The organism is Longitalea arenae (genome assembly GCF_016924755.1).
Classification (GTDB): Bacteria; Bacteroidota; Bacteroidia; order Chitinophagales; family Chitinophagaceae; genus Niastella; species Niastella arenae.
The window spans coordinates 41,551-57,257 of sequence record NZ_JAFFJX010000012.1; the positions used below are offsets into that span (position 1 = coordinate 41,551).

The 15,707-nt window shown below is 46.5% G+C and carries 13 protein-coding genes; 7 read left to right on the plus strand and 6 right to left on the minus strand.

From position 1 onward, the window contains the following. Window positions 1-43: 43 nt before the first annotated feature. Both JT717_RS20715 and metF read right to left on the minus strand, forming a co-directional pair. The gene (locus tag JT717_RS20715; RefSeq protein ID WP_205512950.1) at window positions 44-1,588 is read right to left on the minus strand and encodes a hypothetical protein; all 1,545 of its coding nucleotides are present in this window, start codon (window positions 1,586-1,588) and stop codon (window positions 44-46) included. Between the two features lie 94 nt (window positions 1,589-1,682). Continuing rightward, entirely contained in the window at window positions 1,683-2,636 is a 954-nt protein-coding gene (metF, locus tag JT717_RS20720; protein WP_205512951.1) for a methylenetetrahydrofolate reductase [NAD(P)H], read from the minus strand. A 275-nt stretch (window positions 2,637-2,911) separates the two neighbouring features. Here metF and lptB point away from each other — a divergent pair, with 275 nt between their 5' ends. The 3 genes from lptB to fabG all read left to right on the plus strand — a co-directional run bounded on the left by lptB (window position 2,912) and on the right by fabG (window position 6,342). Further along, window positions 2,912-3,697, plus strand: coding sequence for an LPS export ABC transporter ATP-binding protein (gene lptB, locus JT717_RS20725; RefSeq protein ID WP_205512952.1), 786 nt, complete (start codon window positions 2,912-2,914; stop codon window positions 3,695-3,697). 161 nt (window positions 3,698-3,858) lie between these two features. Then, window positions 3,859-5,364: a GH3 auxin-responsive promoter family protein gene (locus JT717_RS20730; protein ID WP_205512953.1), complete on the plus strand. Its 1,506-nt coding sequence runs from the start codon at window positions 3,859-3,861 to the stop codon at window positions 5,362-5,364. A 222-nt stretch (window positions 5,365-5,586) separates the two neighbouring features. Beyond that, a complete protein-coding gene (gene fabG / locus JT717_RS20735; RefSeq protein ID WP_205512954.1) occupies window positions 5,587-6,342 on the plus strand; it encodes a 3-oxoacyl-[acyl-carrier-protein] reductase in 756 nt (251 codons plus the stop codon). Window positions 6,343-6,505: 163 nt separating this feature from the next. On the opposite strand, the gene JT717_RS20740 is transcribed toward fabG, so the two are convergent. The 3 genes from JT717_RS20740 to JT717_RS20750 all read right to left on the minus strand — a co-directional run bounded on the left by JT717_RS20740 (window position 6,506) and on the right by JT717_RS20750 (window position 9,974). Further along, the gene (locus JT717_RS20740) at window positions 6,506-7,273 is read right to left on the minus strand and encodes an enoyl-CoA hydratase/isomerase family protein (protein WP_205512955.1); all 768 of its coding nucleotides are present in this window, start codon (window positions 7,271-7,273) and stop codon (window positions 6,506-6,508) included. A 152-nt stretch (window positions 7,274-7,425) separates the two neighbouring features. After that, window positions 7,426-9,471, minus strand: coding sequence for a phenylacetic acid degradation bifunctional protein PaaZ (gene paaZ / locus JT717_RS20745; RefSeq protein ID WP_205512956.1), 2,046 nt, complete (start codon window positions 9,469-9,471; stop codon window positions 7,426-7,428). A gap of 44 nt (window positions 9,472-9,515) precedes the next feature. Further along, window positions 9,516-9,974 (minus strand): hypothetical protein, encoded by a 459-nt coding sequence (locus JT717_RS20750; RefSeq protein WP_205512957.1) that lies wholly within the window; start codon window positions 9,972-9,974, stop codon window positions 9,516-9,518. A 191-nt stretch (window positions 9,975-10,165) separates the two neighbouring features. Between JT717_RS20750 and JT717_RS20755 the strand changes: the two genes are divergently transcribed. Then, entirely contained in the window at window positions 10,166-10,639 is a 474-nt protein-coding gene (locus JT717_RS20755) for a viral A-type inclusion protein (RefSeq protein WP_205512958.1), read from the plus strand. Window positions 10,640-11,257: 618 nt separating this feature from the next. Continuing rightward, window positions 11,258-12,253, plus strand: a complete 996-nt coding sequence (locus JT717_RS20760) for a S1C family serine protease (RefSeq protein ID WP_205512959.1) — start codon at window positions 11,258-11,260, stop codon at window positions 12,251-12,253. A gap of 240 nt (window positions 12,254-12,493) precedes the next feature. On the opposite strand, the gene JT717_RS20765 is transcribed toward JT717_RS20760, so the two are convergent. Continuing rightward, complete coding sequence (locus tag JT717_RS20765) at window positions 12,494-13,075, minus strand: adenylate kinase (protein ID WP_205512960.1); 582 nt, start codon at window positions 13,073-13,075, stop codon at window positions 12,494-12,496. Between the two features lie 289 nt (window positions 13,076-13,364). Here JT717_RS20765 and msrB point away from each other — a divergent pair, with 289 nt between their 5' ends. Together msrB and rlmD are read left to right on the plus strand one after the other, a co-directional pair. Further along, entirely contained in the window at window positions 13,365-13,958 is a 594-nt protein-coding gene (msrB, locus tag JT717_RS20770; RefSeq protein ID WP_205512961.1) for a peptide-methionine (R)-S-oxide reductase MsrB, read from the plus strand. A gap of 251 nt (window positions 13,959-14,209) precedes the next feature. Then, window positions 14,210-15,646, plus strand: a complete 1,437-nt coding sequence (rlmD, locus tag JT717_RS20775) for a 23S rRNA (uracil(1939)-C(5))-methyltransferase RlmD (RefSeq protein ID WP_205512962.1) — start codon at window positions 14,210-14,212, stop codon at window positions 15,644-15,646. The last annotated feature ends 61 nt before the right edge of the window (window positions 15,647-15,707 follow it).

The window sequence follows — 15,707 nt, forward strand, 5'->3', positions numbered from 1 at the left end:
AGGCTCCCGGTTTCCTTTTGCCTCCAATTGATCTCCTGCTTGTTCACCGTATCTCGTAGATATAGAGGCTGGTATTTTGCAATAAAAGTTTTTCTTTCAAAATAAGAAAAGGAAAAGCGGCATAGTCTTTTTTCGAAACCAGGTAGCGGATCGGAAATTGTTTAAGGGATTCATAGCGATTATCGGTCCAGCTACCGTAATACCTGCATTTCAAATAATAACAAAGTTGTGTTGATTCTGTACTATAGCCATCAGAAGCAATAGACTGATGGCGCAGAAATGCCAGTTGCGGTAAATGCTGGTAAAAGCTTTTATAATATTGGTATTCGCCTGAACTGCGGGCTAATTTACGCTGGCCCATGATGGCAAATGGTATGATACTTACCGCCAGCAAAACTGCCATAACAGGCATGAAGATCTTTTTATGTAGGAACTGCCATGCCAGCTGTACAATGAAAAAAAGGAACAGGTGAAAAAGAATAATGCAAACCAGGACATACCGGTCAAGAACAAAGAGCGGCAGGTACAACAACGGATAACAAATAAAGAACAAGGCGATCTTGTAGATGCTTTTATTATATTTAATGGTGAGCTTCTTTCGGTTTATATATAACACTAAGAGGGAAATGCCAAACACAAACCACTTGGCGCCGGTTGAATCAAGATAATTGATGAGGGTTACCAGCGATTTTCTGATCAGGTTTACCTGGTGCGAAAAGCTTCGCCCGTCGGCAAGCGGCGACCAGCCATATTCATCTAACAAATGTGCCGGGTTTGTGTGGGCGCTATATGCTTTTTCATAAGGAGGCGCATATAAATTTACGTCAGTGGGATATGATTTACCCCAATCAGGGCTCATGAAATTATGGTTGAACCGGCCTGCCGTGGTAACAACCGGCTTGCCTTCATGAATACTCAACACGGCTATCCAGGAACAGGAAAGCAATAGAAATACAGCGTATGCTTTCAATAGAGGCCAACGTTCTTTAGCAGGGGCGGATCTTTTATTTATAAATGTGAGCAATACCGATATACCCATGAATATGTTGACCGGTACAAAATTGTATAACTTTGAAAAATAAGCACAAGCTGCTGCCAAGCCAGCCAGCAGCGGCATTCGTTTGTCAAATACAAATTGCGCATCTGTGACCAGCAAGAGGAACCAGCAACAAAATACGGCAGCCATGAGGTCGGGCGTTAAAGCCGACATGGCATAGAATAGCATCAACAGGAGGGCATACAGGCTGAATATGCCATAAAAAAGAAGATGGGTAATATACCGGCTGGCCAGCTTGCAGAGAATATACAGGCCAATCCCTGCAACGAAGAAGTTGATCACATAACAGCTTTGTAATAACGGCAGTCCCGCCAGTGTACAAACGCATAAAATCCAGCAGTACATGGGCGACCAAAACCCATTAATGGCGTGTTGCCAATCGCCCTCCGCATATCTTTCAGCAATATTGATATAAGATAGGGTGTCGTTATTTAAGAATTTGTGGTAGCTGAACTGGAAGTATAGCCCAACAACGGCTCCAATAACAAACAGGCTGGCGGTGAGTATTTGTAAGCCTGCTTTTTTGGTCATGTTGAGTGGGTTTATATGATCGTATAAATAACGAAGGGTTTAGCAAAGCATTGTAATACCTGGCTAAACCCTTCCTTATAAAAAGCTTTTTGAGTTACCTGATCTCTTTTACTACGTTGTAGATCACCTTCGGTTTTCCCAATGTATAATAATGCAGCACGGGAACGCCGGCCTTTTTCAATTCTTTCGACTGCAGCAGCAACCACTCGGTGCCTACTTTTTCCACATCTGCATCCGTTTTACAGTTCATGATCTCATTGCTGAGGTCATCGGGAATATCAACATGGAAGGTGCGCGGAATAACAGACAGTTGTTTTTTGCTGGTAATAGGCTTCAATCCCGGAATGATGGGAATATTGATATCGTTCTCACGGCAACGTTTTACGAAATCAAAATATTTCTGGTTATCGAAGAACATTTGCGTTACTACATAATCGGCGCCGGCGGCAACCTTGGCTTTTAAAAAGGCCAGATCGGTTTGCAGGTTGGGCGCTTCAAAATGTTTCTCAGGATAACCGGCTACGCCAATGCAAAAATTGGTGCGGAAGCCATCGCGGATATCTTCTTCGAGGTAAATGCCGGTATTCAGGTTTTGAACCTGTTTCAGCAGGTCCAGTGCATACTGGTTACCCCCTTGTTCTGGTTCAAATACGGTTTCATTCTTGGCGGCATCACCCCGTAAGACCAGTACATTGTCAACGCCGATAAAATGCAGGTCGATCAGGGCGTCTTCTGTTTCCCGTTTGTTAAAGCCACCACAGATCAGGTGAGGAACTGCGTCTACCCTGTAATGGTTCATCAGGGCAGCGCAAATGCCAACGGTACCCGGGCGTTTGCGCACTTCTACTTTCTCAAAAGTGCCATCTGCCTTTTTCTTGAAAACATGCTCACTGCGGTGATAGGTAACATTGATGAAAGAAGGTTTGAATTCCATCAAAGGATCCAGATGTTCGTATATCGAGTTGATGGTCTTTCCTTTTAACGGGGGCAATATTTCGAAAGAAATAAGTGAATCTTTTGCCTGACGGATGTGGTCAATGACTTTCATGTAAATTAAGACAGTTTTTCAAAGGCCTCACCATTATGCCCGTTTCTGAACAGAACACCGGTGCACCTTGCATGTATGCTATTTATTTATGTAAATGAACCCAATTTGTACCATTGAATATAAGCGCATTAGTAAAAATGCGCAGGTTTATGCCGTAAATCCGGCCTGCAAACATAAGGCAGGAAATCCGGATGGCAAATAGCTGTTAAATTACCGTACCGGAACCCTTCTATTTAAATTAGTTCTGGTATTTTTGCCGGAAACCTTAAATACAATTGGTCAGCGAGATTTATACACAGGAACTTGTAAAAATTTACCGTAACCGTACCGTGGTAAATCATGTTTCGGTAAACGTTAAACAAGGTGAAATAGTAGGGTTGCTGGGTCCGAACGGAGCCGGAAAAACCACTACGTTCTACATGGTGGTCGGTTTAATTAAACCAGATGAAGGTAAAGTATTCCTTGATCAGCAGGAGATCACCAAACTCCCTATGTACAAACGGGCCCAGATGGGCATTGGTTATCTGCCCCAGGAGGCTTCGGTATTCCGTAAGCTGAGTGTGGAAGATAACATAAAGGCCGTACTTGAAATGACAAAGCTTACCAAAGCCCAGCAACGTCAGAAACTGGAAAGCCTGCTCGATGAGTTCCGACTGCACCATGTGCGCAAGAACAATGGTGATTCCCTGAGCGGAGGCGAACGCCGCAGAACAGAAATAGCCAGGGCATTGGCTGTGGATCCTAAATTCATATTACTGGACGAGCCATTTGCCGGGGTTGATCCCATTGCCGTAGAAGATATCCAGGCAGTGGTAGCCCGCCTAAAATATAAGAACATCGGCATTTTGATCACCGACCACAACGTAAATGAAACGCTCTCTATTTGTGACCGCGCTTACCTGTTGATCGATGGAAAGATCTTCCAGCATGGTACGGCCGAAGAACTGGCCGAAAATGAACAGGTACGCCGCCTGTACCTCGGCCGCAATTTCGAATTACGCCGCAAAGATTACCTGCACGAGGAAGCACTGCGGGGTATGGACATTACGCCCAACAAATAGCCGGGGCTGGTCCGTTTATTGCATAAAAGATAGCACGTCAATTAGTTATTAACATTTTGGGACGTATAAGGCCAGTTTTAGAGGGATATTCGCGCTGACCTTATGCCGCCTGATGTTTATTCCGTCAAATTCTTTATTTTGCCGGTGTTGAAACTCCTATTGTGAAATTACTGTCGCCTGCCATATCATCTTTAGCCCGCATGCGCTTATGGCGCATCGAGGGATGGAAAAATAATCCTGCAGATGCCCAACGGGAAGTGTTGCAGGACCTGGTCACCTCTGCCCAATACACAGAGTTTGGCAGAAAATATAATTTTTCCTCGCTGTTCAACGTAAAGACCTTTAAACAAACGGTTCCTGTTCATGAATATGAAGACCTGCAGCCATATATTCAGCGCATTATGCAGGGAGAACAGAACCTGCTGTGGAATACACCGGTGTACTGGTTTGCCAAAAGCAGTGGCACTACGAGCGATAAAAGCAAGTTCATTCCCGTAACCGATGAAAGCCTCGAAGACTGCCATTACAAGGCTGCCAAGGACGTGCTTACATTATATTACCAGTTCAATCCCGATTCTGACCTCTTAACCGGCAAAGGCTTGGTCATCGGCGGAAGTCATACCATCAATCCACTGAATGCTGATGCGCAGTACGGTGACCTGAGTGCTGTATTGTTACAAAATTCCCCTTTTTGGGGGCATTGGCTGCGGGTGCCCGATCTGAGCATTGCCCTGATGGATGAATGGGAAAGCAAAATTGAAAAACTGGCCAACAGTACGATTAAAGAGAATGTCACCTCTATTTCCGGTGTGCCCACCTGGACTTTGGTGCTCTTCCGGCGGATCCTGGAGCTGACCGGCAAAAGCACCATGGCTGAAGTATGGCCGCACCTGGAATTATATATGCATGGCGGCGTATCATTTACTCCCTATAAAGAACAGTTCGAGAAAATAATCGGCAAGCCTATTCATTACCTGGAAATGTATAATGCCAGCGAAGGTTTTTTTGCAGCACAGGACATTCCGGGTGAAGAAGGTATGCTGCTGTTCACTGATCATGGCATTTTTATGGAATTCATGCCATTGGAAGAGTATGGAAAACCGCATCCCCATACCATCGGTTTACAAGAAGTGGAGCTGGGCAAAAATTACGCGATGATCATAAGCACCAATGGTGGCCTATGGCGGTATTTATTGGGCGATACCGTTCAGTTTACGTCATTACATCCATTCAAGATCAAGGTGAGCGGGCGCGTAAAGCATTTTATCAATGCATTCGGTGAAGAAGTGATCGTTGATAATACCGACAAAGCCATAGCAGTAGCCAGTGAAAGAACAGGCGCCATTGTGAATGATTATACCGCTGCGCCGGTGTACTTCAGCGACAATGGCAATGGCGGTCATGAATGGTTGATAGAGTTTGAAAAAGAGCCCGCCGATCTGAACCATTTCGCGCATGAGCTTGACAACGCATTGAAAAGTGTGAACAGCGATTACGAAGCCAAACGCCATAAAGATATTGCGCTTTGCAAACCATTGATCAGGCCCCTGTCGAAAGGGGTATTCACCAACTGGCTAAAAAGTAAAGGTAAACTGGGCGGCCAGCATAAGGTACCCCGCCTGAGCAACGACCGGAAATATATTGAAGAAATACTTTCTTTCCATTGATTGAGGTCTGAAGTCGGAGGTTTGAACCCCCAAGCTCAGAGATGCGAAGATTTCCTATTCGGGTCTTAAAATTATTGGTTACCTGGGGCATGGTACTTCGTACGTCTTTCTTCCGGCTTTTGAGGTGCGATCTCCATCTTCTCACTTCTGACTCCTGGCTCCATGCCTCCCCTCCGTTTTCCGGCTTCATTTCTGTACTTTTGCTCACCCAAATACGATACTATGAAATTATTAGAAGGAAAAATTGCTATTGTAACCGGTGCAGCCCGTGGCATTGGTGAAGCTATCGCTTATAAACTGGCTGAACACGGCGCTCATGTGGCATTTACCTACGTGAGTGACAGCAGTGCCGAAAAGGCGGCTCAGCTGGAGCAAAGGATAAAAGCACTGGGCGTTAAATCCAAGGCCTATAAAAGCAATGCCGGTAATTTTGCCGAATGCGAGGCATTCGTAAATGATGTAGTGAAAGAATTCGGTACGGTAGATGTTTGCGTAAACAATGCAGGTATTTCAAAAGATAATCTGTTGCTGCGCCTTTCACCTGAGCAATGGGATGAGGTAATAGATATAAACCTGAAAAGCGTTTATAATATGACCAAACAGGTCATCCGTCCCATGATGAAGGCCAAAAAAGGCAGCATCATCAATATGAGTTCGATTGTAGGGGTACGGGGTAATGCGGGGCAAGCCAGTTATGCTGCCAGTAAAGCCGGGATCATTGGATTTACAAAATCCGTAGCACATGAACTGGGCAGCCGCAATGTACGTTGCAATGCCATTGCGCCTGGTTTTGTTGAAACAGATATGACCCATTACCTGAAAGACGGGGAGGGTGCAAAGGCATTTCTCGAAAAAATTCCTTTAGGCCGCTTCGGCAGTGCAGAAGAAATTGCCAACACCACTTTGTTCCTGGCTTCTGATATGAGCTCTTATATTACCGGCCAGGTGATCAGCACCTGCGGTGGTTTGAATATTTAGTATGTTTTGCAGCTGCCGGTAGAGGCAGCGTTTACATATCGTATCTTTAAGTGAATGCCTTCTGCAAAGAAGGCATTTTTTTTAGCAGGTCTTTCCGGCGAAGTAAAAGTTGCATGTGCCAGTCATGCAGGCATTGTCAGAAGCCGGAACATGTAACAGCCTCTTATTTGGTTTTCGCTTTAAACTTCTCAATAGCCATTCGCGTAAAAGCGCTCAATACCAGTCTGCCGCTGATGGCCGCTCTTTGCAGCAAGAGCTGATCCCAGTTTTCAGTGCCCTTCCAGAACATTTTTTTCATTTCTTCCATTGCCTCCGGATTGCTGTGCGCCAGGGTATATGATAAACGGTCAACCGATTCATCCATATCCTCAACAGAAGCATGCAGTTCAGAATACAATCCTTTTCTTTTTGCCCATTCGGCATTGCGCCACATGGTGGCATCGATGGCCAGGTTGTTGAAAGCGGCCAGCCCCACTTTCCTTTCTACCGCAGGGCCAACAACAAATGGTCCAATGCCAACGGCCAGCTCACTAAGTTTGATATCGGCGCCTTCGGCGGCAATGGCATAATCGGCGGCGGCTGCAATACCAACGCCACCACCTACACATTTGCCCTGGATGCGGGCTATGATGAATTGGGGGCATTTGCGCATGGCATTGATCACATGGGCAAAGCCACTGAAGAACTCGATGCCTTCTTCCTGGCTTTTTATGGCCACCAGCTCATCGAATGAAGCCCCGGCACAAAACACTTTTTCGCCGGCACTGCGCAGCACGATCACTTTGGTATCGTCATCATTGCCGGCCCCGTGAATGGTTTGCGCCAGTTCTTCCAACAGCTTACCCGGCAGGGAATTACTTTGTGGGTGGAAGAATTCTATGGTATTAATGCCGTTATGATCAATATGCGATTTTACATATCCTGAAGACATAACATTATTTTTGTAAAAGTGAAAGAAAAGAAAGGTGTCTGATATCAGCAGTAATCCCTTTATAAAGTTATCAAATACCGGCCTAAAAAACAGCAGGTGTTCAGGGCCTTAACGAACCGTTATCAACGCACCCTTCGATGTCATCAGTGAGTTTATTGATCTTTTTTGGCAACCATGGTGAGAATGGTGGCAACGGCAACCTGCTCACCGGTTTCGTCTGTTACCTGCACCAGCCATTTTACAATGCCTTTCGCAATATCGTTCTCGTCCTTCTTCTCCTGCTCGATCTTTTCTTTGCAGGTGAGTTGTACGCCGATGGTTGCGCCGGCATACACCGGTTTAATGAAGCGGCATTCTTCCAGTCCGTAGTTCAGCATAACCGGTCCTTTTTTAGCATCCACGAACAAACCGGCTGCAGCACTTAATATAAAATAACCATGGGCTACCGGTTTTTCAAAAATTGTTCCCTGTAAAGAAGTATGATCAGTGTGTGCATAGAAATGATCCCAGCTTACATTGGCGAAGTTCACGATATCGGCTTCAGTAACGGTTCGTTTATGCGTAATGATGGTATCACCGATCTGCAGCTCTTCAAAGTATTTTCTGAACGGATGTTTATCTTCTTCGCGGGTTAAAGCGCCGGTTTGATATACATTGGTAATAGCTGTCATGGCAGTGGGCGATCCCTGCAGGGCCACCCGTTGCATATAATGATGTACGCCCCGCACGCCGCCCATTTCTTCTCCACCCCCAGCACGGCCCGGTCCGCCATGGACCAGCATAGGTAACGGGGAACCATGGCCGGTGTTTTCTTTTGCGCATTCTTCATTCAGCACCAGGATCCTGCCATGATGCGTCGCTGCACCCAATACAAATTCCCGTGCAATGCCATAGTCAGCGGTAACAATGGAGCAAACGAGTGAGCCTTTTCCTTTTTTGGCCAGTGCAATGGACTCATCGATCGTATTGTAAGGCATAATGGTGCTTACCGGGCCAAATGCTTCTATGGTATGCACCGCCTCGCCGTCGAATGGATTTTCATTCTTCAACAGCAGGGGGCTCATGAAGGCGCCTTTTTGGGCATCGGCATCGATCACCTGTACGCTGTCGAGCGAACCATACACGATCTGCGAGGAAGCTAATAATTTTTGTACCTGGGCTTTTACTTCATCCCGCTGGATTTGCCCCGCCAGGGAGCCCATGCGAACCTTTTCATTTTCGGGATTGCCGATGGTGGTCTGGCTGAGCGCTTTTCCGAGGGCCAGCCATACGTCTTCCATTTTATTTTGTGGAACGAATATGCGCCGGATGGCTGTACATTTTTGTCCGGCTTTTGTGGTCATTTCTCTGCGCACTTCCTTAATGAAGATCTCCCATTCCGGCATAGAGGGGGTAACGTCTTCACCCAACACAATACAGTTCAGCGAGTCGGCCTCCATGGTAAAGGGTACATTTTCCGCCAGCACGCGGGGGTGCGATTTCAGTTGTAAACCGGTAGACGCTGAACCGGTAAAGGTGATTACATCCTGCGCGCCAACATGGTCGAGCAGGTCACCGGCCGAACCACAGAGGAGCTGCAGCGCCCCTTCCGGTAAAATGCCGGATGCTATAATTTCCTGCACGACCGCTTCGGTAAGGTAGGAAGTGATGGTAGCCGGTTTTACGATAGCCGGTACGCCTGCCAGCAGGTTTACGGCGATCTTTTCAAGCATGCCCCAAACGGGAAAATTGAAAGCGTTGATATGAATGGCTACCCCTTCTTTAGGCACCAGGATATGCTGGCCGATAAAAGTGCCGCCTTTGCCCAGGGCATGTGGTTCGCCGTCCATACAATAGGTTTCATTAGGAAATTTCCGGCGCAGCGAGGCATAGGAAAAGAGGTTGCCAATGCCCCCTTCAATATCAACCCAGCTGTCGGCTTTGGTGGCGCCGGTCTTATAACTTATTGCATAGAATGTAGAAAGATGATTGCGCAGGTGTAAGGCCAGGGCCTTCAGCATTTTACCGCGTTCGTGAAAGCTGAGTTTGCGCAAGGCCGGGTTACCTGTTTTTCTTCCATAGTCGAGGATGGCCTTGAAATCGAGTCCGCGGGTAGATGCATAGCCAATCGTTTCGCCGTTCACGGCATTGTACAATGCCTGACCGTCGCCGTCGCCGGTGATCCAGCGGCCGGTAACATAATTACCCAGTTTTTTCATGTAAAAATGTAGTTTTTGTATTTTTTCAATGGCAGCGGTTCACCTTATCTAATGATGATCGCTGCTGCTAATGTAGCATATCCGCGGCTAATACCGTCATACTGTAAACCGGTATAGGCCACCTGAACGTTCAGGCGGTTGGTTTTTTTAGGCAGGTTGATGCCACCGGCCAAGCCATAGCCTAACCGTACCCGCGCCGAGGACATATGGTTAAGGAGGAAATAAACTGCCCCCGTTCGCAAAGCAGCATAGATGTTGGAAGTGGGGTATGCTTTTATGCCGGCCAGCAGTGGAATGGCGTAGGACTTATTTTTGGCATCAGCATATATCGTTTTATCGCCTGTAAAGTAATTATAAGAGGCTTCCGTTTCAACAGCGAAGTGTTTTGAGATCATTTTTTCGGCGCCAACAAGGCCGCCGATGCCAACATGATTAGATGTAAGATTTGATAATCCAAAGGAAACCGTAGCCCCGAGCCGGAATATGGGAGGCGCTGGTTTCATTTGAGCAGTACCGGTTTTTACAAGCATAATAAATGCTAAAAAGGTAAGCCGGACACAATGTACCATTGTTCTGCAGGATTAATGGTGCGAAAATAGGTAAACCCGATAATTAAACGGATTTAAAACACCGTAGCGTATAAAAGAAGTTAACTTTGACGGGATTTTTTAAATAGCCAAAAACAAACATATTTATGTCGCGGTTTATTATAGCCATTGTAAGCATGGCGCTGCTCACCAACACCTGTAATGATGAAGCTTCCTCCAATGAAACCGATCGCAAAAACGGGTATGCGCCTGTATTAAAAACGCGTGAAGATTCATTGTTTCACGATGTGATGGAGGGGCACGATGCAGGCATGGCCAAAGTGGGTAAACTGCGCAGGAATATCAATGAAACTGCCCGCCGGCTCGACAGCCTGAATAAACTGCCGGCCAGCAAAGTAAATGCAGCCTATAAGCAAGCCCTGACCGATGTGCATGCTGCCTTGAACACTGCGAACGATGAAATGAACAGCTGGATGGAATCCTTTAAGCTGGATTCTGCTTCAGATAATAAGGAATTGCGTATTAAGTACCTGCAAGGTGAAAAAGAAAAGGTAGCGGTGGTGAAAGAACATATCTTTTCTGCTTTGCAGCAGGCGGATTCGGTGTTAACCAATAAGTAGTTAATGGGCGTGCTGCCGCAGCCTAAAAAATTTCTGAAGTCCAATAAAAATTTATAATATCAACTATTTTACAACAGGGCCTCGAAACAAAATGGCCGCACCATTTTTGTTTTTTCTGACCATCTAATTTTTAGCGGCCTGGTTATATTCTTTCGATCCATTTAATTTTCTGAAAGCACCTTAAAATAAATAACTGCTATTGTTTTTCTTTTTTCAGCCCCATTTTTTTCATCATCTGGCCTTAACTAGAGACTTTGCTGTCATTTTATTTTTTTTCCGGGTCATTTAATTTTTAACTGCCCCCTGAAGTGAAATTTCACTATCAAAAAATTTATAAACCAGGTCGGAAAATAATTTGAAGGGTAGCAGAATTTTTTCCCGGCCCAATTAATTTTTAACTAAGGCATAAAATAAAATATACGACCCAAAAGTCGAATTAAAAGGAGGCTCAAAAAGTTTTGCAGGTGGAATTTCATTTGCAAGGACATTATTAAAATATCGAAACCTGTCCCCATTTCAACTGCGCTCATCCCAACTTGTCCCCGGCTTTAATAGGGCGGTTGCTCCGCCATTGTGGCACAAAACGGCTTCGGCAGATAATTTGCGACCTGCCTGGCTATGGAAACCATTCAAACTACTCCCGTTCAATTCATACAGCATACCGACCAAACACTGTTGGATGCTTATTCAAAGACCATCACCGGCGTTGTAGGCAGTGTCGCCGAATCCGTTGTACATATCGAGGTGGCAAAAAAAGTGTCGGACCGGCGTACCAGACAGGAACGCATAGCCCAGGGCAGTGGTTCCGGCTTTATCATTTCTTCTGATGGCTTTATCGTTACCAATCATCACGTTATTGAAAATGCCAGTGCAATTAAAGTGTCCCTGGCCGATGGGCGAACCGTAAGCGCCGAATTAAAAGGCAGCGACCGCAGCACTGATATTGCCGTTCTTAAAATATATGAGAACAGTTTGAAAGCATTGTCTTTTGCGAACAGCGACCAGCTGCACGTTGGGCAGATAGCCATTGCCATTGGGAACCCGCTCGGTTTACAACATACCGTTACTGCAGGTGTGGTAAGCGCCCTGGGCCGAACGCTCCGCGCTTCCGATGGCCGCCTTATCGATGATGTCATTCAAACAGACGCTTCGCTGAATCCCGGTAATTCTGGCGGTCCGCTCGTGAACTCCCTGGGCCAGGTCATTGGCGTTAACACGGCCATGATACCTACGGCACATGGCATCTGCTTCGCCGTATCGTCGAACCTGGCGGCCTATGTAAGCGGCAAACTTATTATGCAGGGAAGGGTTAAACGCGCGTATCTGGGTTTGGCCGGACAATTAGTAAACCTCACCGAACGGATGGTGGCCGCCAACCGGCTGCAGCGTCATACCGGTGTTTATATTTCAGAAATAGAAGCCGATATACCGGTGTATAACAGTGAACTGCATGTGGGCGATATCATTGTTGGCTTTAATGAACATCCCATTGCTACCATCGATGATCTGCATAAACAGCTGAATGAAAGAACGATTGGCCAAAGGATCATCGTACAGGTGCTGCGCGGCGGGCATAAGACAATGGTTACCGTTATACCGGGGGAAATGAGATAGAAGGCGGATCTTGTCAGGCTACAAGCTTATTTTCCCGGCTACGCTATCATCAAATGTGCATAACGAAATGGACATCAACCGTGAACCAACGGGCGCCCCTCCGGGGCCAACCTTCACCGGCTGGCGGGATTAAAATAAACAAGGCGTGCTTCGACTAAACGGAAGCCCGCCTTGCAAATTTATTGGTGCAGTTATAGTCCTGGTTTAAAGAAGAACTATAAACTGTGAACTTTGAACTGTTTAAGCCGGTTGTTTGGCTTCAATCTTAGCTACCAGCAGCCGGAAGATGTCGTCGATGCTGCCTTCACCCTTGATCTTGGCCACTTTTCCGAATTTAGCATAGTAATCAGCCACGATAGCTGTTTTGTTATGGTACTCCTGCAGGCGTTTGCGGATAACATTCTCATCGCGGTCGTCGCTGCGGGAAGAAGTTAAACCTCTGTTCAACAGCCGGGCTACCAGCTCTTCTTCACTAACTTCCAGCGCCAGCACCAGGCTTATTTCACTGCCTTTGCCGGCGAGTAAATTATCCAGCGCTTCTGCCTGGGCTTCTGTTCTCGGGAAGCCGTCGAACAGAAAGCCTTTGGCATTTGGGTTTGCGTCCAGCGCAGAACCGATCATGCCTATCACTACTTCATCAGGCACCAGTTGGCCTTTGTCAATAAAAGCCTTTGCTTCCAGTCCAAGCTGGCTGGCATTGGCTATTTCCTTACGCAACAAATCGCCGGTCGACAGGTGGATCCAACCAAATTTTTCGATCAGTTTTTCCGATTGAGTTCCTTTTCCGCTGCCGGGAGGTCCGAATAATATAAGATTAAACATGTTTTCTGAGTCCCTTTGTGAGGCGGCAAATATAAACCAACCCTAGAAATAATCCCTTTAGAATATAGGCTTTCTGATTAAAAATTATTTAAAGGGAATGTGGTTTTTTTGCGCTGAATGCTGCCAATGGATGGGGTTAACGCGTTTTTAGTTAACAGGTTAGCCTGGCGGCGGAGGCCCTGATGCAACTATCGCCTACAACAAAATGTTAAGCTCCTGTACAGTGTCGTTCAGCAGACATCCAAACAGCTGGCGGGAAACGTACATTTGAGCATACAATCAATTTTTTATGAAGCGTGTTTTACAGTGCCTGTCACTCCTGATGCTGGCTGTTACATTACAACAATGCACTTATTCTCAATCTAATACAACGAAAAAGGAAAATATGGATACATCTAAAAAGAACCCGGTTTATTCCCGCACCGATTCGGCGAAGGTGAATATCAGCGAAGAAGAATGGAGAAAGATCCTGCCGGCCGATGTGTATGCCATTGCGCGCCAGAAAGGAACCGAAAGGCCCTGGACCAGTAAGTATGAAGAATCAAAGGAGGTGGGAACCTATTACTGCGCCGCCTGCGGCAATGCGCTGTTTAAAAGTGATACCAAATTTGAAAGTGGCTGCGGCTGGCCGAGTTTTTACCAACCCATCACCAAAGGCAGTATTATTTATGCGCCCGACAATTCTCATGGCATGAGCCGTACAGAAGTGATGTGTGGCCGGTGTAAGTCGCACCTGGGTCATGTGTTTGAAGACGGACCGCCGCCTACCGGCCTGCGCTATTGCATAAACGGGGTGGTTCTTGACTTTGAAAAAGCACAGGCTGCGGAAAAAAAGTACAACGAAGGGGGCCAGCAAAATGGCGCCGGCAAAACAAGTGAGTAAGAAGCTGGTTTTCAATCTAAACTTTTCCCCAATACAAGGCTAAAGGAAAAGGTTTACCAAATGTAAAATAATAAGCAAAAATCAAAATAACAGCAACCTTATACAACCGGTCTTTGTTATTTAATTAACGACTGTGGTTCTTTAATCACTGGTCTATTTTTGCTTGTAATAATAGCGTGAAGGTGGCAGCCCTGTTAATTCAGGGCTGCCTTTTTTGTTATACCCAAACCCCACTTAATTATCTTTGCGCAATGAATAAAAAGAAGACGGTGTTACAACAGGTTACTGTTGAAGATTATGCGGCAGAGGGCAAGGCGCTTAGCAAGATCGACGGTAAGGTAATCTTTATTGAAGGGGCGGTCCCTGGTGATGTGGTGGATGTACAGTTATCAAAGAGCAAAAAAGAATGGGGAGAAGGGAAAGCCATTCATTTTCATACCCTGAGCCCCGACCGGGTAACACCGTTCTGCCAGCATTTTGGCGTTTGCGGCGGCTGTAAATGGCAAATGCTGCCTTATGAAAAGCAATTGTTATACAAGCAGAACGAGGTGGTGCAAAACCTGAAGCGCATCGGCAAAGTGCAGTTGCCCCCGATCCAACCCATCATTGGTTGTACCGAAACCGCCCGCTACCGTAATAAACTGGAATTTACTTTCAGCAACCGGCGCTATCTGCTGCCCGAGGAAATTGCAGCGGCTAAAGAAACGGTTATTGAGCAGGAGAATGCCCTCGGTTTTCACGTGCCCCGCCTTTTCGATAAAGTGATCGATATCACTACCTGCCATTTAATGGCCGAACCGGTAAATGCCGTTAAGAATACCATTCGTGATTATGCCCGCCAGCACAACCTGCCTTTTTACGATATCCGTTTTCACCAGGGCTGGCTGCGAACGCTGATCGTTCGGGTGGCAACCACCGGCGAAGTGATGGTGAACCTGTGCCTTGGCTACGAAGACGAAAAAGAAAGGATCCGCCTGTTCGATCACCTGTTGAAGCAGGTGCCCGGCATTACCACTTTGCTGTATACGATCAATCCCAAAAAGAATGACACCATCTACGATCTGGAACCAAAGGCCTACCATGGCAAAGGGTATATCATAGAAACCCTTTCGCGGGGAACAGGTGCAGAAGAACTGAAGTTCAAGATCGGACCAAAATCATTTTTTCAAACGAATACGCGCCAGGGCGAACGCCTGTACCAGGTTACGCGGGACCTGGCTGAACTGACGGGCCGGGAAACGGTGTACGACCTGTATTGCGGCACCGGCAGTATCGGACTTTTCGTTAGCGACAAAGCCAAAAAGATCATTGGGGTTGAGACCGTGCAGGAAGCCATTGCCGATGCGAAGGAAAATGCAGCCCTCAACCATATTGAACATGCGCAGTTCTTCGCCGGCGATGTAATAGACGTTTGTACCAGTGAATTTTTTCAGCAGCACGGGAAACCCGATGTGGTCATTACCGACCCGCCCCGCGCCGGGATGCATGAAAAGCTGGTGCGTAAGATCCTGGAAACCGCAGCCCCGCTGGTTGTGTATGTAAGCTGTAATCCGGCCACCCAGGCTAGGGACCTGAACCTGCTTGACGAAAAATATGAAGTGACCCGGGTACAACCGGTAGACATGTTCCCGCACACCCATCATATAGAAAATGTAGTGCAATTGAAACTTAGGAGCCAGGGTTCTTAAATATTGTTAAGATGCCCGATATTCAAAGAAACATACCGAAATTCACGTAATAAATTTTGAA

Coding starts and splice junctions, on each gene's coding strand:
- JT717_RS20715 (WP_205512950.1), bottom strand. CDS start 1,588: ATGACCAAAAAAGCAGGCTTACAAATACTCACCGCCAGCCTGTTTGTT.
- metF (WP_205512951.1), bottom strand. CDS start 2,636: ATGAAAGTCATTGACCACATCCGTCAGGCAAAAGATTCACTTATTTCT.
- fabG (WP_205512954.1), top strand. CDS start 5,587: ATGAAATTATTAGAAGGAAAAATTGCTATTGTAACCGGTGCAGCCCGT.
- JT717_RS20740 (WP_205512955.1), bottom strand. CDS start 7,273: ATGTCTTCAGGATATGTAAAATCGCATATTGATCATAACGGCATTAAT.
- paaZ (WP_205512956.1), bottom strand. CDS start 9,471: ATGAAAAAACTGGGTAATTATGTTACCGGCCGCTGGATCACCGGCGAC.
- JT717_RS20750 (WP_205512957.1), bottom strand. CDS start 9,974: ATGAAACCAGCGCCTCCCATATTCCGGCTCGGGGCTACGGTTTCCTTT.
- JT717_RS20755 (WP_205512958.1), top strand. CDS start 10,166: ATGTCGCGGTTTATTATAGCCATTGTAAGCATGGCGCTGCTCACCAAC.
- JT717_RS20760 (WP_205512959.1), top strand. CDS start 11,258: ATGGAAACCATTCAAACTACTCCCGTTCAATTCATACAGCATACCGAC.
- JT717_RS20765 (WP_205512960.1), bottom strand. CDS start 13,075: ATGTTTAATCTTATATTATTCGGACCTCCCGGCAGCGGAAAAGGAACT.
- msrB (WP_205512961.1), top strand. CDS start 13,365: ATGAAGCGTGTTTTACAGTGCCTGTCACTCCTGATGCTGGCTGTTACA.
- rlmD (WP_205512962.1), top strand. CDS start 14,210: ATGAATAAAAAGAAGACGGTGTTACAACAGGTTACTGTTGAAGATTAT.